This is a genomic window from Bombilactobacillus folatiphilus (genome assembly GCF_023380265.1).
Lineage (GTDB): Bacteria > Bacillota > Bacilli > Lactobacillales > Lactobacillaceae > Bombilactobacillus > Bombilactobacillus folatiphilus.
In genome coordinates this window covers 1,568,094-1,591,117 of the sequence record NZ_CP093366.1, presented here as the reverse complement: position 1 = coordinate 1,591,117, position 23,024 = coordinate 1,568,094, and the positions used below count along the sequence as shown (strand labels likewise).

Below are 23,024 nucleotides of genomic sequence, written 5' to 3'. Positions count from 1 at the left end.
ATTGAACGAGGCTGCGACTTTTTTACTTGATCATTTATTCTTCAGGAACATCAGCAATAACAGAATCTTTCATATCAATCAGGCGTGTAGACCAACGTCTCATGTCATATTTTGTAAAAATTTCAATTGCTTTATTCATCTGATTTAGACCTTCTTTGAGTTGACCATGAAAATAACTGACGGCGCCATTAATAAAATCACGTAATACACGTTCAGTTAATTGGTTAGGAGATAAATCAATTTGATTTAACGAAGTATCCAAGACATCTAATTTGATCAACAATCTTTTAACAATCGCCAAAAAACATAATACAATATGAATTTGAACGACGACACTCATTTCACCAGGAAAATAGATATAATTATTAATATCTTTCATTAAGGATTTCAAGAAATGATCAATAGATGTATTACTAAAAGCAAAGATACAATTCAAGAATAAAGTAATGTCGTACTGTGACCAATATTCAAGATTATCAAAATATTTAACTAGCGGTTCGGCTTTTTCGGGATGTGTTTCATTTAAAATTAAATCGGAGGACAATTCTGCCTGGATAGCCAAATGTTGATATTTAGAATTGCTATCCTTACCATACTTACTCTTAATTTCTTCAGATAATTCATGCAATTCAGAGGCCTTCTTAAAAGTTAATAAATCAGAAATTTTATCTTGATATAAGAAAAAATCGGAACGTTGAAAATCATTGTCAATATATTGGAATTCATCTAAAGTGACATGTAAACGGTCCAATAATTGAAAAAAGACATCAACCGCTAGTTGGGTTTGTCCATTAATAAAGCGATAATATTCAGAACGTGAAACAATACCATCAATTAATTCTGTGACCTTAATGTTCTTCATTTTTTGAATCTTCGCAATAGTTTGCCCGATATGTTGCATGTTAAACTTCCTTACGTATTGTTGATTCAATAAAGGTTGTAAAAACCTTCAGCAATTTGACAGTAGAGCGGGTAAGTGATTAAAACAAATGGTTAAACCTATTGTACATCTAAATAGCCATAATCATTTATTATAATCACAATAATAAATAAGCCTACCAATAATAATACCAAATAAATTAACAGGTTGCTATATATACTTTATGAATCACCATTTTAACGAAAGTTTTTTAATTAAAATTAGTCTTACCGTGACGTGCTTTTAACGCCCATAAGATAGAAATGGTGTCAATTACTTCTTGAAGTAAAGCGCCAATAATGGTGGGAATCAATCCCAAGGCCGCCACCAACATTAAGGCAATACAAATAAAAATACCAATCAAGACTGATTGTTTGGCAATCGTCATCGTTTCGCGGGAAATCACGAGTCCACGAATTAACCGACTCAAATCGTCTTTGATAATGACAACATCGGCAGCTTCACTAGCGGCGGTCGATCCGTTGGCGCCCATGGCAATACCTACATCTGCAACAGCTAGGGAAGGCGCATCATTAACGCCATCACCGACCATCGCGTTCGGTCGTTGATTTTGGGGGGCATTTTGCAGAATCTTAATCTTGTCTTCAGGTAACAAATTAGCATCGACTTCGGGAATTTGGACTTCTTGAGCAACACTCAGTGCGGTTGCTTTGTTATCTCCGGTCAACATCCGTAAATGTTTAATACCTAATTTGGATAATTGGGTAATTGTTTGTTTAGCTTCCGGACGAATCTGATCTGTAAAGGTGATTTTGCCTGCATATTGCCGATCAATACTGATATAAATCGTTGGTTGATCGCTATTTTGGGGCGGTAAATCTGGTGCGACAAAACTGAATTTACCAGCTTTGACTAATTTTTGATTTAAGTAACCTTGAACTCCTTGCGCGGTGACTTCTTTTAACTGTGTGACTTGTTGTAATTGTTGATGATAAGAATGCAAAAGAGAAGTGGCCAAGATATGATTAGATTGCTGTTCCACACTGGCAGCGGTTTGAATCAATTGATCTTGAGTCCAGCCAGATTCTGGTAAAACTTGATCTAACGACAATTGTCCACGGGTGATTGTGCCGGTTTTATCAAAGAAAATTTCCTTCAATAAGGCCATTTTTTCAATGGAAGTTCCGCTTTTGACAATAATCCCATTTCGGCTGGTCCGACTCATCCCGGAAACCAAGGCAATTGGCGCAGCTAAAATTAAGGGACATGGTGAAGCCACGACCAGAACTTGGGCGAAACGATTAGGATCGCCAGTGATGATCCACGCAATTCCCGAAATAATTAAAGCGATAATGGTGAATGGTACTGCGTAACGATCAGCCAAGCGGACAAAATGCGCAGGTTGTTGTTGAGATTCTTCAACTAATCGGATAATTTTTTGATATTGAGAATCGACCGCCAATTTGGTGGCACGATATTCCACGGCCGTATTGCCATTAATGGAACCAGACATTAAAGAATCACCAACATTTTTTTCAACGGGTTTGGATTCACCAGTTAAAGACGATTCGTCAAAATCTCCATTACCGCTGGTCACAACGCCGTCAACGGGCACCTGTTCACCCGGTTTGATCAATAATTGATCGTTGACTTGGACGTCATCTAAGGCCAAATCCTGAATTTGACCATCGTGCATAATATGTGCTTGTTCAGGCGCATTTTCCAATAAAGCCTTCAGTTCGCTACCGGCACGATTCGCAGCGTAATCCTCTAGAGTATCGCCACCGACCAGCATTAATAAAATAATCAAACTAGCCCAATATTGACCGACAGCCAGGGTAGAAACAATTGCCAAAATGGCCAACAGATCAACGCCATATTTGCCAGAACGCAGGGTTTTGATCATCTCTAAGGTCATGGAAACGGCTAGTAAAATGCCCACAATCGTAATGAGAATTTGTGCCCAAGCATTCAAATGAAACACAAATTGCAGTGCAAAGGCAACTAAAGCAATTAAAAAAATGATCAATAACTTTTTATAGTGCAAGTTTATTCCTTCTTCCTAGTTTAGAATCATTATAATCTAAGCAAAAAAATAGTCAAACCGAGGTGGCTTGACTATTAGGGAAGATTTATCTTAAATCTTGATCTAATTTTTGGAGGGCAGCTTGCAGTAATTGAGCAGCTGACTTTCGTTGAACATTCTGTAAGACCAAAACATTTTTGATAGCTGCAGGATCATGATCAATCTGCACTTTACCACGTAAATCGTCCCAACTATTATCCACGCGCAGAGCAAATTTTTGGCCGGTGAAAATGGTGGGGTCTAATAGATAGGTCACCGTGGTTAAATCATGGATCGGAGCAATTGTAAAACCATGTTGTTCCTGCTCAGCTTTGGCATAAGGAATGAGAATTTCGTAAGCCAATTGACTAGCAGGTCCCTGGTTATTTAAGGTGGCGATTTCATCATCGGTCAAACCAGTTTGATTGGTGACATCCAAACCGCAAAGAACAATTGGAATTTGGGAATGGAGCACAATATCGGCGGCGTCAGGATCCACATAAAAATTGAACTCGGCCTCGGCGGTTACGTTTCCGCCGCTCAAGCTTCCACCCATAATCACAATTTGCTTAATTTTGGCACGATCTTGCGGAAAAACTTTCAACAATAACGCGATATTTGTTAAAGGTGCGGTAGCCACAATTGTAGTTGGTTGTTCATTTTGAGCAATGATTTGATGTAAAAAGGTAATCCCGTTGTCACTAGTAATCGGATAATTATCGGCTTCGGTAGGAAAAGTTGGTCCGGCAAGACCATTTTCGCCATGAAATTCAGATGCATTTTTAAGATTTTTGATGATTGGTGTGGCTTGTCCTGAAGCAATGGGCGTTGTTTGCTTGAGAAACCACAACATATGTTGCAAATTGCGCGTAACATTGCTCAAAACTTGATTACCGCCCACCGTCGTGAGTCCTAAAACATTAAACTGTTCAGGATGTGCAAATATTTCTAAAATAGCGATTGAATCATCACTACCGGGATCACAATCGAACACGATATTTTCAAGCATTATTCATCCTCCAAGGTTTCAGGTTGTTTTAATTTGAGTGGAATTTTCTCAAGTGCTTTAATAAATGATCGGCGTTGCAGTGAACTTAAGTTATCTAAAATTTCACGATTACTCCGTTCCAAGAAAGCACTAATTTGTGGTTGTAATGCCTCCGCTTTTGGCAAAACGGATACAATTTTTAAACGGGAATCCGACGGGGAAACATTACGTACAATCAATTGGTTTTCTTCCATTTTCTGTAAAACACTTGTAGCTGTTGAACGACGAATATTGAATTCGCGCTCAATATCACGTTGATAAACAAATTGATTTTGTGGTAAATGATTCAAGTAATCAATAATTTGAATTTGAATCCCCGTTAAACCAAATTGCTTCGCAAAATGGTTAATTTGACGGGATAATTGGTTTGAAACAATTTTGATTAAGTGCATGATGTTTTCAGTCAAACACGCAACACCTCCTAATAATAATTTAGCATATTAATGTAGGAAATTCATCAATCAATGAATTTATGAAACATTGATTGATTGCCAACAAATTTTTTAGAGTATAATTAATTAAGAAGGATATGTACGGGAGGTCAGTCATGCGTGCTTGCCAAAAATGGTTTCAGTTGTTGGTTGTGAGTTGTGGCTTATTTGTGGTGGGCGGATTCATGGCGCAGCAAGTGACGGCAGCCGTGGATACTGCCTCGTATCAAGCAGCTCTAACACAAGAATTGAATCGCTTACGTTCCCAAAATCAATTGGCTACTTTACAAATGAATTCGCAGTTAAATACTTTTTCGCAAGAGCGGGTCGAACAGTTGATGCAAGAACATAGTTTGAGTCATGATGGACATTGGGGCGAGATTTATCCGGATATGTATTCAGGTGAGAATTTGGTTCGGATTTTGGATACGGGCAATTTGTGGCAAAATGTGGTGAACGCGACGGCTTTTTTATACGATGATTACGGTAATCCGGATTTTGGACACCGTAAAAATATGTTGAATCCGTTGTATACAGATGTAGGTTTGGGCATTGCCAAAAGTACAAGTGGGACACTGTATATTGTGCAAACTTTTTGGACACCAAATTCCCAAAGGTGGACAGCTGCTCAACAGCAAACAGCGCAAGATTATTATCAATATACGAAAAAACAGGGATTAGATGAGCTGCGCTATCCTAGTCACTATGATCTGGCGGGTCAAGAGGATTGGTTCAGTTATCCACAATGGGAAAATAATCCGCAAGTTTATGATTTAGATGGTGTTGTACAGGTTCAACAAAATACAGTTTTGTATGATGCGGCTGGTCAGCCGATTTTAAGCCGCGTGTTACCGGCGCAAAGTGCGTGGTATACGAATCGTTTTTTGATGGTCAATAATCAACCGTTTTATCAGATTGGTCAGAATCAATTGGTTAGAGCTGACGCGGTTCGGCGGGTGAATAATAACGGTCAGTAAAGATTTGCAATTATGACTTGAATCTGGAACGTTTTTTCCGTAAAATGAAATAGTTAGATTAAATTGATTTTCAAACAGGGAGGAGGATTACGATGGCTAATACACATAAAGGTGTGACCGGACGTCGCCGCCCAGTCTCCAAATTAAATTCTTCAAAACGTCGTCAACAGCATGAAGCAGTTCTAGCTTTCTTGCGTAACGGTTTGGATGAAATGAAAAAAGAAAGTAAACTCGCTACAAAATAATTGATTAAATAAATAGACTCCCATTGTTAAGCTCATGGGAGTCTTTTTTAGTTATGAGATTAGATAAAAGCATGATATAAAAGTTAAACTTGTCATCTGTCATATTAAACATGGTTACTATTTTTCCCATAGATAACCACTTACCATATTATATACTTTTATTAAAGTAAAATAGATTGAGTATTTTTGAAATTTTATTATATTTAGGAGAATGTACGTATGAGTCATAAAAAATTGGCAAATAGACTTTTATTATTACTGGTTATGGAAGTTTTATTTGAATTTTGTATGGTGAATTTTTCGAGATACATTCATGAAAATAATAGCGTACTGTTTTTATTTTTAGATAAGTCTTTATTCTTTTGCTTACTGATTCTGTTGAATAATTGGTTGACAAAACGAAAAATGCCTATTTCTCTGAAACTCAACAAGGATCAACGAAAAAGCATTTTAGTTGTTGCTGGAATTTTAATTATTATGGGTTTGATGAATATCAAGAATTTTTGGAATGCTATTGCTATCGGTTTGATGGCTGGTATAACTGAAGAGTATCTTTTTCGAGGAGTTGTGCTGTTGACCCTATTTGAATTATTTGATCATTTCAAAAAGCAGAACGGACGTATTTTATTGCCGATGATCATTTCCAGTATCTTGTTTGGTTCGGAGCATTTTCTGAATCTATACTCGCAAAGTTTTTCGGCAACAATAATCCAAGTTTTGCAGACGACGGCCATGGGCTTTGTGTTTGCTAGTATTTTTGTTAGAACCAATAATTTACTATTTCCTATGTTATGTCATTTTGGCTTAGACTATTTGGTTACTATTGTTTGGGGGATGCAAAATGGTAATAATGCTTCGTTTGGCAGTGCCATTGTTGTGTCAATCTTTTACTTAATCGTTGGTTATGTCATTTTGATGCCAGTATTGACTAATAATAATAGTTTCTAAAAGATTTAAATGAGAATCTTAACCAACGCCAAACTTCGAGTTATTGGTAATTGTCTACTCATTACCTATTTTTGAAGTATAATTACTTCAGGAATAAAAACACATTATGGTTGGTAGTCCATAAACATAAAAGTTATGTCAGTAACCTGCCCCCTCGGGTTGTCCATTTCCTTATTTTTAAGGAGGGGAACGTAATGAAACTAACCGTTTATTTTATTGGTGCGGACTGATAGAATATGAAGGTTTAAAGGGCGATTATCGAGTCGTTAAGTATGTTTTTGGTCCAGAGCCTAAAGACAAAGAGGTCGAAGTGTTTGTGAATTGCAAACTTCAAGCCTTGATTAAGAAAAACGATTTAAAGATAGCCAGCGATAATGCTTTTTTGGTCCAAGCAAAACCTGAAAAAAGGTTAAACCCGAAAAAAATGCAACGTAAGATTAATAAAGAAAAAAGAAAACCGGTACTCTCAACAAAAGTACAGGTAACGATGCAGGAAAATAGGGAAAAGGCGAAATTAGCACGAAAAAAAAGGACTAAGGAAAATAAAGAGCTGCAAAAAGAGAAAAAGTTTCAATTAAAACAAGAGAAGAGGAAAGAAAAAAAGAAGGGACACTGACATGGATAGTGTTGATTGGTGAACTTGAAGTTGCCAAAATTAAAAGAGCAAACTGATTATCAGTTTGCTCTTTTAATTGTAATTATTTTACCCTAATTGAACAGGATTGTCGGGTTGTTGACCTTGAATCATTTTTAAATTATCATTGTGCGAAATTTGCACCATATTTTTCACAGCCGTTTCGGTATAAAAGGCAGTGTGAGGTGTTAAAATTACATTTTTTCGATTCATTAAATCTTCTAATTGCTTGTCAGGAAAAGCTTGATCGTGCCAATCTTCATTGAACACACCGACTTCGTTTTCATAAACGTCCAAACCTGCACCAGCAACTTTACCTGCATCTAAGCCAGCAATGAGAGCTTTGGTATCGATCAAATCGCCGCGGGCCACGTTAATGATGATGACGTGGTCTTTCATTTGGGCAAGACTTTGTGCGTTAATCATATGAATATTTTCTGGTGTGGAGGGCACATGAATCGTGATGATATCAGCTTGCTTGTACAAATCATCGAGCTGGTCAACATACAGGCCTTCTTTGGCTAATTCCGCGTTTTGATAAGGATCGTAGGCGACAACTTTGGCACCGAATCCTTTTAAAATTTGGATTAAAACTTGACCGATATGGCCTGTGCCAATGACGCCGACGGTCTGCATTCGCAATTCGCGACCAATTTCGGGTGCCCAGCGCAAATCATGGTTGTTAATTTTTTCAGTATATTCAGGTTCGCGTCGCAATAAGCGACCCATTAACCAAACGGCATGTTCGGCAATCGCGTTGGGTGAATAAACTCGCACATTGGTAATTTGAAATCCAAGTTCTTTGGCGGCGGTCATGTCAATATTATCCGTGCCGACGTTCCGCAAAGACATTTTGTTGATGCCGTTGTCATGTAAAGCTTGCAGAACTTCACGTGTATAAGGTGCTTGTTGAAAAGTAACGACGCCATCAGCACCCTTGGCTTTAGTAGCACTTTGTGGGGTTAGGAGTTCACTTTCCACTTGGACTTGAACTTCTGGATGTTGTGCTTGCCACTCTTTTAAAGCAGGTTGCTCGTCTTGGCGAATACCGTAGCTTACAATTTTCATGATAATTCCTCCTTTATAAATTCTTATCCATATTAAAAGTTAATTTAGATAAATTGATACTTTCTGTCATCAATTCTGCCATATAATCTAGACTTTGTTGCCGATTTTGTTGCACTAATGCTTGATTTTGCGCTGTTAAAAATTTTGTCAGTTCTGTGCCCTTGAATTCTTTTGCTTGTTGATCCGTTTGAGCGACGTGGGCTCGGAATTGTTGGCGACATTTTGTGAGAAAATCAATATTACTTTGAACAAAGTTGCTGTAATGACTTTCCACCAAAGTGCTGAGGCCGTTATACAGCCAATAAGCATCTTTGAGGTTGAACGTTTTGGCAGTGTCATTAAATGAAGAATCCGTTTCGTTCATATTGGTGTAGAACGGTAAATATGGCGCAAAAGTTGGATATCCCAAGCATAACCACATAATTCCAGCCAAGTCAGTAGGCACGTCGTTGCGAATTTGAAGAATGTGGGAATTCTGCGTCCGATTTAAGCCGATTGGCCGGTAACGATATTTGTCGTCGTTTTCACCACTCTGCAACGGATCATAAGGCGTTTCATTATAATGGGATCCCAAAACGTATTCTAAATCGTCAACCGAGATTTTGTGTGAGGTGCGGCAGATAAATGGTAGTTCACCATCTTCGGGCTCTTGAACAATTTCGGGATTGAAATATTTTTGACCAAACCAGACCCGTGGATTATTGTAATGACGATCTTTTTGGTTATCGGTTCCAAAAATATGTCGAAAGTTCCAGCCTGTTTGATCCGGATTTAAATGATTTTCACTCACAAACTCTTGGATTCCCTCAGACCACATAAATTCAATTGCATTGGTAAAATCAACTTGTTGAATGGAAACGCGGTTAGCCGCAATTGCGTAAGCATCATCGGGAATTCGTTGGGCAACCCAATGATGGCCGGTGACAATTTCCATGTACCAAACATCGTTGCAATCACTAAATAAAACAGAATTGCCGGCAGGTGAGCCATATTTAGCGATTAAGTCGCCAGTCCGTAAGACTGCATCTTTTGCAGAAGTGACATATGGCAAAACCATGCGCACGATACAATCTTCATCTAAACCGTCAACAACCAAGGGATCATTGGCCAATGCACGTTCATTACCATAAGTACTTTCAGTGGCGGACATCGCAACATTTTGTGTGTTAATACCACTTTCGTCGTAATAACCTTCCTCTTGATAATTGACATTGGGCACGCCAGGCCAACCAAAACTTTTGGTAGGCACTGTGGCACTAAAGCCGTTCAGCCAAGATTTGACCGTTGTATCAGAAGCATTGTCTTGTGGTTGGTGATATTCAAATTTGTGTGGTGCGACCGCATGGAAAGTATCGTCATTGCGGGCAATCATGGTGGATCCATCAATAGAAGCATTTTTACCAACTAAGATGGTTGTACAAGCTGATAATTTTTGATTGTGCATTAATTAAGGACTCCTTTGCCAAACTTTTATGTAATTAAGTTTAACACAAGGTTAAGCAATAAAGCGTTTTTTATGAAGGTTCTATAATGTCAGAAAGTTATTGATTGAAAGCGTTTGAATAAGGTATGATATTTGCGAAAGGGAGAGTTGAAAAATGTTATTAGGAAGTATTGAAGCTGGTGGCACAAAGTTCGTTTGTGCAGTTGGCAATGAAGACTATCGGGTCTTAGATCAGATCCAATTTCCTACCACGGATCCAGAAACGACAATTCAACAGGCAATTACATATTTTCAAAAATTTCCTGAATTGACCGCGTTGTCGGTAGCTTCGTTTGGTCCAATTGAATTGCAAAAAAATAATCAATATTATGGCTATATTACCGATACGCCCAAGGCCAACTGGAGTCACGTGGATTTGATTGGTCCGCTGAAACAAGCATTGCAATTGCCGATTTATTTTACGACAGATGTGAATGGTTCGGCTTATGGCGAGTATGTCACGTCGCAACTATTCAATGAAAAAATCAATTCTTTGGTCTATTACACAGTCGGCACCGGCGTTGGTGGTGGCGCGGTGATTAATGGTCAAATCTTGCAAGGGATCGGTCATCCGGAAATGGGTCACACTTTTGTCAAACGCCATCCTGCGGATTTGGATTTTGCGGGTATCTGTCCATTTCATAATGATTGTTTGGAAGGGTTGGTGTCTGGACCAACGTTTGAAGCGCGCTTAGGTGTTAAAGGTCAAGATGTTTCGCACGATCATCAAGTTTGGGATATTATGGCTTATTATTTAGCACAAGCGGCGATTCAACAAACAATGATTTTGCGTCCAGATAATATTGTTTTTGGTGGCGGTGTGATTAGTGAAGACTTTTTGACAAAAGTTCGTGCCCAATTTAATCAACTGTTAGGTGGCTATGTGCAAGTTCCGGCGTTAGATCAATATCTCACCATGCCGCGGGTGAAAAATAATGGTTCAGCCACTTTAGGCAACTTTGCTTTGGCTTATCGCGTTCAAAGTGAATAAAAAAGTTTTGTCATCTATTGAAAAGTAGACGGCAAAACTTTTTTTATTGCCAATAATGCCAATACAGCACACCGTGGGCATTATTATGACTAACGGGTAAGAAGTCGATAGCAGAAATTTGCGATTGAATGCTTTGTTTCAAAGCAGTTTGAAATGCTTGATTATTGAGTAATACTGAACCAGATAAAACGATTTTGGTAGGCAAAGTCATTTGATGGTGGTGTAATAAATTCAAGGCTTGTTGACTTAATTTTTTGGCACACAATTCAATAATATATTGGGCTTCTGGATTGTTTTGTTGTGCTAGATTAGCCACTGTCATTGCCAATTGGGCATTTTGAGTACGATCTTGATTATAAAAAGTGTGCACAGCGTCTTGAATATCAGTAGCTTGCAATTTGGTTAGTAACGGTTGTGTTAAGGAGCTCAAGGTGTCATTATCGTAAGCTTTCAGCACTTGTTGCAGAGCTGTTTTGGCAATATCGAATGCGCTGCCTTCATCACCTAGAATATAACCCCAACCGCCATTGCGGAAAAAATGTCCTTGCTGCCGCGCATAAATTACGGAACCCGTACCTGCAATAATCAACATACCATCTTGTCCTTGAAGACCATTCAGCAAAGCAAGTTTGGCATCACTGACCAATTGAATAGGCAAATGATATTGGGCTACGAGCTGTTTTTGCAGTTTGGTTGCTTGACCACTGGCTTCTAAGCCGGCCAGACCGATTAGAATTTGCTCTGGTGCTGCTGGACAAGTGGATAAAAGCTCGTCTAGTACATGTTCAAGATTGGCGACGGCGGTGTCATAATTTAAGGTCAGATTGCCGGGTTCGCCGGGCACTTCTGTTAAAAGTTTTTCCGGTTGGGTTTGCCACAATTGTCCCATAATGTGGGTTCCGCCACAGTCGATGCCGATTAAGTAACTCAAAATTTTGCCTCCTGATAATTTTTGATTGACAACAGGTGTGATGATGGTTAAATTATAGCTTAAAGAAATTTAATTTCAACTTTTTATATTTTTTATGTAATTTAATTTCAAAAAAATCAGAAAAGGTAGATGAACTGGGATGCAATCAACTGAACAACAAAATCCCCATTCTACACATATTGACGAATTATCCACGCAAGAAATTTTGACGCTGATTAATCAAGAAGATCAAACTGTCCCCCAAATCATTGGACAAAAAGCTGTTTTAATGCAAATTACTAACGTGGTCACTGCAATTCGGGCTAGCTTGCGCCAAGGCGGGCATATCTTTTATGGTGGCGCGGGAACTAGTGGGCGCTTGGCAGTGCTCGATGCTGCTGAGACGGTGCCGACTTATGGTGTAGCCCCTACTATGTTTCAAGCGTTGATTGCGGGGGGAGAGCAAGCAATGTTGCAGGCTGTTGAAGGCGCTGAAGATAGTGTTGAATTAGGCAAACAAGATTTAGTGGCGCGCAACTTTGGTTCGCATGATTTTTATTTGGGGATTGCTGCATCTGGGCGGACGCCTTATGTAATTGGTGGTTTGGATTATGCCCGTTCAGTCGGTGCTCAGACCGGCTCACTGGCTTGTAATCCGGAAGCAGAGCTAAGCCAACACGCCGATTTTCCGATTGAGGTGGTCACCGGACCAGAAGTGGTGACCGGTTCGACGCGTATGAAGGCGGGAACGGCGCAAAAATTAGTTTTGAATATGATTTCGACAACGGCCTTGATTGAAGCAGGCAAGGTTTATGGTAATTTGATGGTAGATGTCCAGCCCACTAATGCCAAATTAATTGATCGTGCAAAACGTATTATTCAACGGGCTACCGATTGTGACGCTGCCACCGCTCAAACAACTTTTGACGCTGCTCATCAACGTCCGAAAACCGCAATTGTCATGATTTTGACCCAAACCAATGAAAGACAAGCAGATCAATTATTGCAACAAAGTGATGATCGGATTGCCCAAGCTGTCCAGCTAGCTTGGCAGAAAGCGTCCACGAAATGAGTGTTCAGGGAAATATTGCCAATTTATTTGCATCATTGTCCAAAACTGATCGAATTTTAGCGAAATATGTCAGCGCGCATCCTCAGACAGTTTTAACAATGACAGGCCAAAAATTAGCGGCAGCAACAAAAACGAGTCCGGCAGCAGTCAGTCGTTTCGTGCGAAGCTTGGGTTATGCGGATTATAATAGTTTGAAATTACAATTGTCGGCGGATTTGACAAAGCAGCAAGTTGCGTCGGCCATCCATCAAGAATTAACCGCGCATGAAAGTGTGGCCTCTATCAAAAACAAATTGGTAGACAATGCGCAACGTTCTTTACAGGAAACTAGCGATAACCTAACTGATGCCACAATTCAACAAGTGGTCGAATTGTTAGGGCACGGTCAACAATTTTTAACTTTTGGTGTTGGTGCTTCTAATCTGGTGGCTCAAGATCTGGCGCAGAAATGGTCACGATTAGGAATTGGCGTGGTTAGTAGTGCTGATTTGAATCAATTATTACCGTTGGTGGTGAACACAGCCACGCAGCAAGTGGTGTTGTGGATTATTTCTAATACGGGGGAGTCACCGGAAGCTTTAACTTTAGCCAAATACGCGCGGCAAAATGGAGTTAAATTAATCACTACGACTGCATTAGGCAAAAACCATTTGCAGCAGTTGGCCGATGTGAGTTTGCAAACATCGCAATCGCGAGAAGGCAAGATTCGTGTGGCCGCGACGCATTCGTTGCAAGCACAATTAATGTTGGTGGATATTATTTATTATGCTTATATGAGTGAGAATTACGAGCAGTGTCAAACGAGTATTGAACGTTCACGAGCGATATTAGATCAGTATAAAAACAAGCAATTAAAGTGAGGTTTTAAAGTGTTAGATTTATATATTGTACGTCATGGTCAAACTGATACTAATAAAACTGGCAAAATGAATGGTGCAGGAACGGATTTACCCTTGAATGACCAGGGAATTCAGCAAGTTAAAACGTTAAAAGCCAGTTTAGACATGAATCAAATTGATGCTTTATATACCAGTCCTCTACAGCGAGCGGTTCAAACCGCGCAGATTTTGAGTCAAGAACAATTGCCATTGCAGATTGATGAACGGTTGCGTGAGATTGATTACGGTGATTGGGACGGACAGGATGAGCATTGGTTGCAAACGCATTATCCGCAAGTTTTTGATGCATGGGGTTATTCAACCGAAGAGTATACCAAATATAGCACTGGTGAAAGTTACGCGCACTTAGGTCAGCGTTTATTGGCGTTTGAGCAAGATTTAATCAAGAATAATCCTCATCAAAAAGTGTTGCTGGTGTGTCATGGGACCGTGGGGCGCGTGTTAGTCCAGCGCTTGTTAGGCATCGACCATGTTAGTCAACTGGTGGAAATTGCTAATGCGGCTATGGTGCATTTAGTGGTTCATGAAGATAGCGGGCAAGTTGATTTGCGTTATTATAATCGAAAAGCGCCCAGTAATTTAATGGAATGAAAGGACAGATGATAGATGGTGCAACGTTGCGCATGGGTTCATGACGATTCATTGGAACAACAATATCACGATACGAAGTGGTGTCGGCCCAAACATGACGATCAGCAATTATTTATGTGGCTTATCTTGGAAATCATGCAGGCAGGCTTGAGTTGGGTAACGATTTTGCATAAACAAATGGCGATGCAGACAGCTTTTGATCAATTCGATTATCGTTTAATCGCACATTATGATGAAAATAAAATTGCTGAATTGATGCAAAACGCGCAGATTATTCGTAATCGTCGCAAGTTGACAGCAATGGTCAATAATGCACAAGTTTTTTTGCGTGTCCAGCAACAATTTGGCAGTTTTGATCATTATTTGTGGGGATTAGTGGACAATCAGGTGCAACAAAATAGTTGGTCAACGACGACACAAGTTCCAGCCAAGTCGCCCCTGTCAGAGCGTATTGCGATTCAATTTAAGCAATTAGGTTTTCAATTTGTGGGTCCCACGATTATTTATTCGTATTTGCAAGCAGTTGGCGTGATTAATGATCATCAGCAAAATTGCGCTTTTCGATAGGTCAGTTGATTGTAAAGCAGTATTTAAAAACGCTTAACTTTGCATTTAAACAGTAGTTGATATCGACGATAAAGGTGTCTTGAAAAGTAAATATCTGAGAATATTAACAATTCAAGGCTCTTTGACGGGCTTGACCAGGAGATATTCCATAAAATTGCCGGTATTTTTTGTAAAAAAAATTTTTATTGTTGATTCCCACTTGCGTAATAATTTTATCTATTGGTAGAAGACTAGACTTCAAGAGATTATTCGCCTGGATTAATCGTTGTTGAGTTTTTAAATCGGAAAAATTACTGTTGGTCACCTTATGAATCAAGCTGCCTAAATATTCTTTGTTATAACCTAATTGTGTTGCTAAATCAGCCAATGTGATTGTCTGATAATTTTTTTCGATTTGCTTGAGACAAGTAAAAACTAATTCCTGTTGATTATTATGAATAGCTTGGGTGGGCAATGGATAATGTCTGATAATTTTGGCGAATAAAATATTTAAATAAGATTCCATGATGGTGTTGGAAAAATTTTCTTTCTGATAATATTCATTAATGATGGCATTCATTGTGACTTCAATATCAGAATTTTTGGGAAAAATAATGTATTTTTCTAAATTGATTTTACCTAAAGAAATGTTAGATAAAAAATTATATGTCAGACTATTTTTAGTATAAATATCGTTCAATAAATCAAAAGTGATATTTTGATTTCTAAATAGCAAGTTAATTAATAAATCATGTTCACCCAAAGTTTCAATAGAATGATTGCAGCCAATATCCATTAAAAGCAAATCACCGGTATGTAAGGTGACCTCTTGCTCATCAACTTTTTGGTGACAACTACCGTCAAACATATAATTCAATTCCAAAAATTTGTGAGAATGCTTGGGATAAGGTGCAAAGCGGTTGTGCTTACTGAGATAAATAGAATTGTGTTGGAAAAAATAATCGTTACATAACGTTACATCGTCCCAGTGATCTTGATCGGCATTGCCGACAACACTGTGGGGGAGATCATTAATAAAATGATGATCAATAAGCTGAAGCCTCTCAATTGATGTTAATTTCTGTAATTGTTTAAAAATTTGAGATTTCATTTAGCTATCCATTTTCTTTTTACAAAAATAAAGCGGTTTCATTTGCTAATACACAAACAGGTCTTTTAAGAGGAATGAAAGACAAGATTTGTTACGATTATCACACTTGTAGATTTGAAATGCAAGCGTTTAATTAAATTAATCTGCAAATAATTGTGGCGGATCAATAAACTAATTTACGGAGAATTAGTCTTATAAACTTTTTAAATGACAGCGATTGGCAATTTACATAATGTAACCGAATTCAAATGAATTGTTAAATGATACCGAAAAACTATTTTTGTGTCATTGTTATTGTTTTAGTTGGCTTTTTATAATGGGAAGCGTATTCAATTGGCTGATTGAAATAATTTAGTTAAAGGACTGAAAAATATGAAACAAAATAAACGTTTTGCAACTTGGGCGGTTTCGTTAACTAATTTTTTAGATTCTGGTTCAATTGTGGCTGGTGCTTCGGGCTTGACGTTATGGCAAAAAGAATTTGGTCTGAGCAGTTTTGCAGTTGGCCTGCTGGGAGCTTTGAGTGCGAATGCTTTTGGTTCAGCTTTGGGAGCGATTATTGGCGGACATTTATCAGATAAATATGGTCGAAAGTTGATTTACACTTATGACATGCTATTTTATATTGTTGGTGCGTTAACGATTGTTTTTTCACTAAATTTCTTTATGCTGCTAATTGGCTTTTTAATTACAGGTATGGCAGTTGGAGCCGGTGTTCCGGCATCGTGGACGTATATTGGCGAAACTTCCAGTGGCACTAATCGGGCTCATGATATCGGTATTTCGCAATTTTCTTGGTCAATGGGTCCGGTAATTATTTTTGGGACAGCTTCACTTTTGGCACCTTTGCATCTATTAGGCAATCGTTTACTTTTTGTCTTTTTGGCAATTGTTGCGTTAATTGCTTGGTTATTACAAAAAGATTTGCCTGAGTCCACAGATTGGCTGCAAGAAAAGAAGCAAGAACAATTGACAGGCAGGAAACCGCATCCTTACAGGGAATTATTTTCTAACAAAATTTCAGTTAAAAGTGTACTCTTTTTGTGTGGTGTGTATGTATTTTGGAATTTAGTTTCAGGAGCGATGGGCTTTTTCATGCCATATGTTTATGAAACGGTGGGCGGTTTAAACAATTTACAAGCTAATTTGTTACAAGTTTTGCTTTGGGGTTGTACGGCTTTGGCGGGTTACTTTGGTTTTGCGTTATTGGGTGATCGAATTAATCAACGTAAATTTTTCTTTGTAGGTGCTTTGCTGGGAGTCGTGGCCTGGATTATATTAACTTTCATGGGCTTTGGTTGGGCAGCTCTATTAGCTTTTGTTATTATTTGGGGCTTTTCTGCTGGAATTGGCGCCCAAGCTTGGTATGCTTTGTGGGCAGTAGAATTATTTCCCACAAAATATCGTGCTGGATCACAAGGAATTATGTTTTTTATCGTCAGAGGTGCTACGGGTATTTGGTCAATTGTTTTTCCCGTGATTTTATCAAGTTTAGGATTTAAAGCTGCGGGGATAGCGATGATTTTACTATTGATCGTTTCTTTATTAATTGGAACCATTTGGACGCCACAAACTCAAGGTAAATCGTTGGAGCAGATTACTTCGGAAAGATATGGAGAAAGGAACTGATAAGATGACTAAACGATTGGCACAATTAATGCATGTGTATCCTGATCAATACGAAGAATATGAGCGCCGTCACAATAATTTATTTCCAGAAATGAAACAAGCATTGCTTGATGCTGGCGCACACAATTATTCGATTTTTTTAGATAAAAAGACCGGTAATTTATTTGCATATTTAGAAGTGGATAATTATGAAAAATATCAACAAATAGCTCAGAGTCCAGCTTGTCAAAAATGGTGGGCTTATATGGAGCCATTAATGGAGACTAATTCCGATCAAAGTCCGGTCACCGTAGATTTACATGAAGTGTTTCATTTATAGTTGAGGTGGTAAATTACGAATAAATTAATCAGCCAAAATTAAACATAAGAATATAAAAAATCTTAATTTCATAATGATATTTATCTTCAAAGTGAAGTTAAGATTTTTTGGTGTGACGATAAATGTTGGCAATTTTAGATCAAATTACCATTTACTGAGATGATGCATTAGGCACCGACTTGATAATTAGGATCAATGATTAAAACTGGTTTAATAGTTTGACCGGAAATGGAGTCGGCATTGGCCTGATTAATATCTTTAAAATCATAGAATTTTTCTGTTTTGTCAAAGGCAAACCAGCCCAATTTGTAAAATTCAATTAATCGTGAAATATCGACTTGCGGAATGGAATCACCCATATTGACGCCCACAACTTTGCGATCATCAACACATAAATCGTTCCATGTAGAAATTTCTAATAATTTTGGGGTCACGGCAATAGCTGCGCAAGTACCACCTTGAGCTAAAGCCAAGACACTATTTTTAATGACTGCGGGAATACCAGTGGTATCAACCGTCCAATCCACACCATAACCATTAGTTAACTTTTGAATCTCAGTCACGGGGTCTTGTTCGTTGCTATTAATCACGTCAGTGGCGCCTAATTGTTTGGCCAAATTTAGTCTATCGGGCACGACATCGACAGCAATAACTTTGGTGCAACCTGAAATTTTACCAGCCATCATGGCTGCTAATCCTACGGCACCGGTTCCAAAGATGGCGATGGTATCACCAGGTCTTGGTTTTAAAGTATTAAAAACAGTTCCGGAACCGGTTACATATCCACAACCTAAAGGCCCTAATTTGCGCAAATCTAAACTGGGATCAACTTTGACAGCATTTCTTTGATCTACGACAGTTGTAGTGGTAAATGAGGATTGATTAAACATGTTGGAAACATGGTGACCTTGTTGTTTAAATTGGTCGTCACCATCAGCGCGGACCCCAGATAGGTTATAGTCTGCATAGTTTCGACATTGAGTTGGGACACCTTTTAAACAGTTATCACATATTCCATCGGCGTAAAAAGATAGAATGACATGGTCACCGATGTGAAATTTTTTAACTTCTGAACCCACTTTTTCAATAATTCCAGAACCTTCATGACCTAAAATTGCCGGATAACCTACGGAAGCATCACCCTTTCGAATGGCTTCATCGGAATGGCAAATACCACTGGCAACCATATGAATTTGTAAGTCAGTAGGTCCGACTTCGTGAAGTTCAATATCGTTTTCAACAGTGAATGGATCGCCTTGTTTTTGAACAACAGCTGCAGTAATTTTCATAATTAAAACCCCTTTTTAAATTTTAAAACTATCCCTGCAGTTTTGATTATGTCATGATGGCAAAAGCATTTCAATTAAAAACTGTGATTTTATTCATAAACTTTTTTGCTGAAGTAGTATGTTAATCGATTAGAAATTAAAGCTAGAATTACCTATTCAAATGATACTAATTATCAAGAAAAATGTCATTGAATCGCTTACTTTAGTATGATTAAATAATTTTCGAAAACGTTTTCGAACCAAGCATAACTAGTAAATTCTTAAATGTTCTGGAGGTGAATTCAGTGACCAACACTTATGTCGCAATTGATATTGGTGCTTCCAGTGGTCGTTTAATGTTAGGTCAATTAATCAATGGTCAGTTACAGTTACGAGAAATGCATCGATTTGTTAATGGTTTTACGCAAAAAGAAGGACATGATTGTTGGAATATTGATCATATTTTAGAAGAAATTTTAGTTGGTCTGCAAAAAGTCAAGAAAGCCGGATTTGAGCACATCACCTTAGGAATTGATACTTGGGCGGTGGATTATGTTTTGGTAGGTCGACAAGGTCAAAGACTGAAAGATCCGGTTTCCTATCGTGATGCACGCACAAAAAATGCGATTCAAGAATTAACATCTGACTTGTCTAAAGAATATATTTATCAAAAAACGGGTATTCAATTTTTAGATTTTAATACGCTGTACCAACTCTTTGAAGAAGATAAAGATTTATTGGCAAACACGGATAAAATTTTGATGATTCCAGATTATTTAGGATACGTCTTGACGGATCAGGCGGTCACCGAAGTAACTAATGCTTCTACAACGCAGATGTTGAGTTTGCGAGAAGGTCTTTTTGATGAAAACTTGTTGCAAAAAGTTAATGTTAATGCCACGCAGTTTCCTAAATTAGTTGATCCAGGAACCGTTTTGGGTGAATTACAAACTGCAAAGTTTCCGGATTATGATTTGCCACAAGCAAAAGTCATTACGGTAGCCACTCATGATACCGCTTCAGCAGTTGTGGGAACGCCTGGTTTAGGTCAGCATTGGGCTTACTTGAGTTCAGGGACCTGGTCGTTAATTGGTGCAGAATTAAATATTCCAGAAAATGGAACATTAGCTTTTCAAAATAATTACACCAATGAATGGGGTGCTTACGGCACTTACCGTTTTTTGAAGAATATTATGGGATTATGGATTATTCAAAATATTCAAAAAGAATTGCATGAAAAATATAGTTTTGCGCAATTAGCACAGTTGGCACAACAAGAACGGCCTTTTCAACAATATATTGATGTCAATGATTCCCGCTTTCAAAATCCTGCAAATATGATTCAGGAAGTACAAGCTTATTGTCGTCAGACGAAGCAAGTAGTCCCCCAAACACCGGGAGAAATTGCCATGGCTGCTTATTCAAACTTGTCATTGTACTATGCAAACGAATTACAAAAACTTGATGAAATCTTAGGTTCATCAATTGATACATTAAATATTGTCGGCGGAGGCGCTAATGTCAGTTTGATGAATCAATTAACTGCCAATATTGCGGGGGTGAATGTGGAGGCGGGACCAACTGAAGCCACTGCCATTGGTAATTTGATAGTCCAGATGATTTCGCAAGGCGAGATTTTAAATGTTTATTTAGCAAGAAGTATTATTGTGAATTCTTTTGATTTAAAACATTATCAACCGCAACAAGACATGAGCCAACATTTGACTCAATGGCAGACCAAAGTTCATAAAGGATAACAAATCAAAGTAAGGAGATATGGAAGTTATGACTAAAGATCAAACAGTTCAAGCTGCTTATCAAACAGCTAAAGAACGCTATGCTGAAATTGGTGTCGATACTGAAAAAGCAATGGAGCAATTGAAAAAAGTTAAATTATCCGTACATTGTTGGCAAGGTGATGATATTCACGGTTTTGTCAATCCAGAACAAGAATTAACCGGTGGGATTGGTGTTAGTGGCGACTATGCTGGTATTGCGCAAACTCCTGCTGAATTAACAACTGATTTGCATGAGGCGTTATCGTTAATTCCCGGACATCATAAGGTGCAATTGCATACTTTATATGCTGTTACAGATCGAAAAAAAGATTTTGACGAAATTGGTCCTGAAGATTTTCAATATTGGGTGGATTGGGCTAAAGAAGAACAAATTGGTTTGGATATGAATCCAACCTTTTTCTCACATCCCAAAATGAAAAATAATTTTACCTTAGCTAGTCCGGAAAAAGATATTCGTGATTTTTGGATTCAAGTAGGAAAACAATCGCGGAAAATTTCTAATTATTTTGGTCAAGAATTAGGACAACGCTCCATTAATAATTTTTGGATGCCCGATGGTTTTAAGGATAATCCAATTGATAAAGCTACGCCACGGCTGAGAATGCTGGAATCCTTGGATGAAATTATTAAAGAACCTTACGATGAAAATAACACTTTGGAATCATTTGAGGGTAAATTATTTGGAACCGGAGTGGAATCCTATACGGTTGGGTCACATTTGTTCTATAACAATTATGCTATTACTCGTAATAAGTTATGGACGATTGACGCAGGACATTGGCATCCTACGGAAGACGTTTCTGATAAGTTTTCGGCCTTTTTACCGTTTGGTCGAGGTTTAATGCTTCATGTTTCACGGCCAGTACGTTGGGATAGTGATCATGTTGTTATCTTTGATGATACTTTGCAACGGATTACTCGTTCTTTAGTTCGTGATAATGAACTGGACAAAACTAATATTGGTTTAGATTTCTTCGATGCAACAATTAATCGTGTTGCTGCTTGGGTCGTAGGTGCGCGGGCAACGCAAAAAGCTTTATTGCAAGCTATGTTAGCTCCATTAGATCAATTAAAATCCGATGAATTGCATTATGACTTTACACAACGTTTAGTCGAAACGGAAGAATTAAAATCTTATCCTTTTGGTGCGGTTTGGGATGAGTTTTGTTTGAAAAATAATGTGCCAGTAGGAATGGATTGGTTGAAAGAAATTCGGCAGTATGAACAAAAAGTTCAATTTAAGCGGTAAAAGTAATTAAAAATAATATGGGAGAATTAGGCCAATGACAAGTTTTAGTGATTCGAAATATGTGCAAAAAGTTTGCGAAATTACACAGGCTTCTTATCAAGAAGGTTGGGATGAAAGAAATGGCGGCAATGTTTCTTTACGCTTAACAGCAGATGATGTTAGTGAATTTAGTGATTTAAATCATGTTAAGAGGACGCTGGATTTAGGCTTTGATGCCAGTGCCTTAGCGGGGGAGTACTTCTTGGTGACAGCGACTGGGCGCTATTTTCGAAATGTGATTCATCAGCCAAATTTAGATTTAGGTTTGGTTAGAATCACTTCTGATGGTCAACATGCAGACTTACTATGGGGCTACGATGATGGAGCTCAGCCAACTTCGGAATTTCCCAGTCATTTGATGTCGCATATTGAGCGTTTAAAAGTAGATGCCAATCAGCGTGTGGTGATGCATTGTCATCCAACCAACTTAATTGCTTTATCATTTACCCATGAATTAAATGAAAAAAGTATCTCATTATTATTATGGAAAATGCAAGCCGAATCACTGGTTGTCTTCCCTGAAGGGATCGGGGTTGTTCCTTACATGACTCCCGGAACCAATGAAATTGGGCAAGCGACCGCTACTAAAATGCATGATTTTCGGGTTGTAATGTGGCCTCATCACGGTGTTTTTGGAACGGGCACGACATTAGATGAAACTTTTGGTTTGATTGAAACAGTTGAGAAGGCGGCAACCATTTATTCGCAGATCGGTGCACAGGGTGGACAGATAAAACAAAGTATTACTGATGACCAGTTACGCGATTTGGCTAAATCCTTCCAAGTCACCGCTAATCCTCACTTTTTAAGTTAATTATTTTC

23 protein-coding genes are annotated in these 23,024 nt (G+C 38.3%); 14 read left to right on the top strand and 9 right to left on the bottom strand.

Annotated elements, in window-relative coordinates; all coding sequences use genetic code 11:
* Positions 1–34 precede the first annotated feature (34 nt).
* The 4 genes from MOO45_RS07900 to MOO45_RS07885 form a co-directional block, all read right to left on the bottom strand.
* Positions 35–901 carry a helix-turn-helix domain-containing protein gene (locus tag MOO45_RS07900; protein WP_249514364.1) on the bottom strand — a complete coding sequence of 289 codons (867 nt, stop codon included), beginning with the start codon at positions 899–901 and terminating at the stop codon, positions 35–37.
* 229 nt (positions 902–1,130) lie between these two features.
* Complete coding sequence (locus MOO45_RS07895; protein WP_249514363.1) at positions 1,131–2,927, bottom strand: heavy metal translocating P-type ATPase; 1,797 nt, start codon at positions 2,925–2,927, stop codon at positions 1,131–1,133.
* 85 nt (positions 2,928–3,012) lie between these two features.
* The gene (locus MOO45_RS07890) at positions 3,013–3,954 is read right to left on the bottom strand and encodes a nucleoside hydrolase (protein ID WP_249514362.1); all 942 of its coding nucleotides are present in this window, start codon (positions 3,952–3,954) and stop codon (positions 3,013–3,015) included.
* The gene (locus tag MOO45_RS07885) at positions 3,954–4,400 is read right to left on the bottom strand and encodes a MarR family winged helix-turn-helix transcriptional regulator (RefSeq protein WP_249514361.1); all 447 of its coding nucleotides are present in this window, start codon (positions 4,398–4,400) and stop codon (positions 3,954–3,956) included. Before MOO45_RS07885 ends, MOO45_RS07890 begins: the two co-directional genes overlap by 1 nt.
* Before the next feature lie 140 nt (positions 4,401–4,540).
* On the opposite strand from MOO45_RS07885, the gene MOO45_RS07880 reads away from it, so the two are divergent.
* From MOO45_RS07880 to MOO45_RS07865, 4 genes are all read left to right on the top strand, one after another.
* Positions 4,541–5,401 (top strand): CAP domain-containing protein, encoded by an 861-nt coding sequence (locus MOO45_RS07880; RefSeq protein ID WP_249514360.1) that lies wholly within the window; start codon positions 4,541–4,543, stop codon positions 5,399–5,401.
* A gap of 92 nt (positions 5,402–5,493) precedes the next feature.
* Entirely contained in the window at positions 5,494–5,646 is a 153-nt protein-coding gene (locus MOO45_RS07875; RefSeq protein WP_249514359.1) for a hypothetical protein, read from the top strand.
* 219 nt (positions 5,647–5,865) lie between these two features.
* Entirely contained in the window at positions 5,866–6,594 is a 729-nt protein-coding gene (locus MOO45_RS07870) for a CPBP family intramembrane glutamic endopeptidase (RefSeq protein ID WP_249514358.1), read from the top strand.
* Positions 6,595–6,820: 226 nt separating this feature from the next.
* Positions 6,821–7,210 (top strand): YjdF family protein, encoded by a 390-nt coding sequence (locus MOO45_RS07865; protein ID WP_317619052.1) that lies wholly within the window; start codon positions 6,821–6,823, stop codon positions 7,208–7,210.
* A gap of 87 nt (positions 7,211–7,297) precedes the next feature.
* On the opposite strand, the gene MOO45_RS07860 is transcribed toward MOO45_RS07865, so the two are convergent.
* Together MOO45_RS07860 and MOO45_RS07855 are read right to left on the bottom strand one after the other, a co-directional pair.
* Positions 7,298–8,299, bottom strand: a complete 1,002-nt coding sequence (locus MOO45_RS07860) for a D-2-hydroxyacid dehydrogenase (RefSeq protein WP_249515198.1) — start codon at positions 8,297–8,299, stop codon at positions 7,298–7,300.
* Positions 8,300–8,309: 10 nt separating this feature from the next.
* Positions 8,310–9,740 (bottom strand): C69 family dipeptidase, encoded by a 1,431-nt coding sequence (locus MOO45_RS07855; protein WP_249514357.1) that lies wholly within the window; start codon positions 9,738–9,740, stop codon positions 8,310–8,312.
* Positions 9,741–9,894: 154 nt separating this feature from the next.
* On the opposite strand from MOO45_RS07855, the gene scrK reads away from it, so the two are divergent.
* Positions 9,895–10,770, top strand: a complete 876-nt coding sequence (scrK, locus tag MOO45_RS07850; protein WP_249514356.1) for a fructokinase ScrK — start codon at positions 9,895–9,897, stop codon at positions 10,768–10,770.
* Positions 10,771–10,813: 43 nt separating this feature from the next.
* Here the strand turns inward: scrK and MOO45_RS07845 are convergent, their stop codons facing one another.
* The gene (locus MOO45_RS07845; protein WP_249514355.1) at positions 10,814–11,701 is read right to left on the bottom strand and encodes a BadF/BadG/BcrA/BcrD ATPase family protein; all 888 of its coding nucleotides are present in this window, start codon (positions 11,699–11,701) and stop codon (positions 10,814–10,816) included.
* Positions 11,702–11,840: 139 nt separating this feature from the next.
* Here MOO45_RS07845 and murQ point away from each other — a divergent pair, with 139 nt between their 5' ends.
* From murQ to MOO45_RS07825, 4 genes are read left to right on the top strand one after another with little or no spacing between them, the layout of a single operon-like run.
* Positions 11,841–12,752, top strand: a complete 912-nt coding sequence (gene murQ / locus MOO45_RS07840; protein ID WP_249514354.1) for an N-acetylmuramic acid 6-phosphate etherase — start codon at positions 11,841–11,843, stop codon at positions 12,750–12,752.
* Positions 12,749–13,612: a MurR/RpiR family transcriptional regulator gene (locus MOO45_RS07835; protein WP_249514353.1), complete on the top strand. Its 864-nt coding sequence runs from the start codon at positions 12,749–12,751 to the stop codon at positions 13,610–13,612. Before murQ ends, MOO45_RS07835 begins: the two co-directional genes overlap by 4 nt.
* Positions 13,613–13,621: 9 nt before the next feature.
* Positions 13,622–14,242: a histidine phosphatase family protein gene (locus MOO45_RS07830; RefSeq protein WP_249514352.1), complete on the top strand. Its 621-nt coding sequence runs from the start codon at positions 13,622–13,624 to the stop codon at positions 14,240–14,242.
* 15 nt (positions 14,243–14,257) lie between these two features.
* Positions 14,258–14,809 carry a DNA-3-methyladenine glycosylase I gene (locus MOO45_RS07825; protein WP_249514351.1) on the top strand — a complete coding sequence of 184 codons (552 nt, stop codon included), beginning with the start codon at positions 14,258–14,260 and terminating at the stop codon, positions 14,807–14,809.
* Between the two features lie 103 nt (positions 14,810–14,912).
* Here MOO45_RS07825 and MOO45_RS07820 read toward each other — a convergent pair whose 3' ends face one another.
* On the bottom strand, positions 14,913–15,899 hold the full coding sequence (locus MOO45_RS07820) for an AraC family transcriptional regulator (RefSeq protein ID WP_249514350.1): 987 nt from the start codon (positions 15,897–15,899) through the stop codon (positions 14,913–14,915).
* A gap of 372 nt (positions 15,900–16,271) precedes the next feature.
* On the opposite strand from MOO45_RS07820, the gene MOO45_RS07815 reads away from it, so the two are divergent.
* On the top strand, positions 16,272–17,528 hold the full coding sequence (locus MOO45_RS07815) for an MFS transporter (protein WP_249514349.1): 1,257 nt from the start codon (positions 16,272–16,274) through the stop codon (positions 17,526–17,528).
* A 4-nt stretch (positions 17,529–17,532) separates the two neighbouring features.
* Complete coding sequence (gene rhaM, locus MOO45_RS07810) at positions 17,533–17,847, top strand: L-rhamnose mutarotase (RefSeq protein WP_249514348.1); 315 nt, start codon at positions 17,533–17,535, stop codon at positions 17,845–17,847.
* A 167-nt stretch (positions 17,848–18,014) separates the two neighbouring features.
* Here rhaM and MOO45_RS07805 read toward each other — a convergent pair whose 3' ends face one another.
* Positions 18,015–19,136 (bottom strand): NAD(P)-dependent alcohol dehydrogenase, encoded by a 1,122-nt coding sequence (locus MOO45_RS07805; protein WP_249514347.1) that lies wholly within the window; start codon positions 19,134–19,136, stop codon positions 18,015–18,017.
* A 335-nt stretch (positions 19,137–19,471) separates the two neighbouring features.
* Here MOO45_RS07805 and rhaB point away from each other — a divergent pair, with 335 nt between their 5' ends.
* Genes rhaB through rhaD form a run of 3 tightly spaced genes read left to right on the top strand, consistent with a single transcriptional unit; the run spans position 19,472 to position 23,016 of the window.
* Entirely contained in the window at positions 19,472–20,872 is a 1,401-nt protein-coding gene (gene rhaB, locus MOO45_RS07800; protein WP_249515197.1) for a rhamnulokinase, read from the top strand.
* Between the two features lie 28 nt (positions 20,873–20,900).
* Positions 20,901–22,163 (top strand): L-rhamnose isomerase, encoded by a 1,263-nt coding sequence (locus tag MOO45_RS07795; RefSeq protein ID WP_249514346.1) that lies wholly within the window; start codon positions 20,901–20,903, stop codon positions 22,161–22,163.
* Positions 22,164–22,197: 34 nt separating this feature from the next.
* Positions 22,198–23,016, top strand: coding sequence for a rhamnulose-1-phosphate aldolase (rhaD, locus tag MOO45_RS07790; protein ID WP_249514345.1), 819 nt, complete (start codon positions 22,198–22,200; stop codon positions 23,014–23,016).
* Positions 23,017–23,024 lie beyond the last annotated feature (8 nt).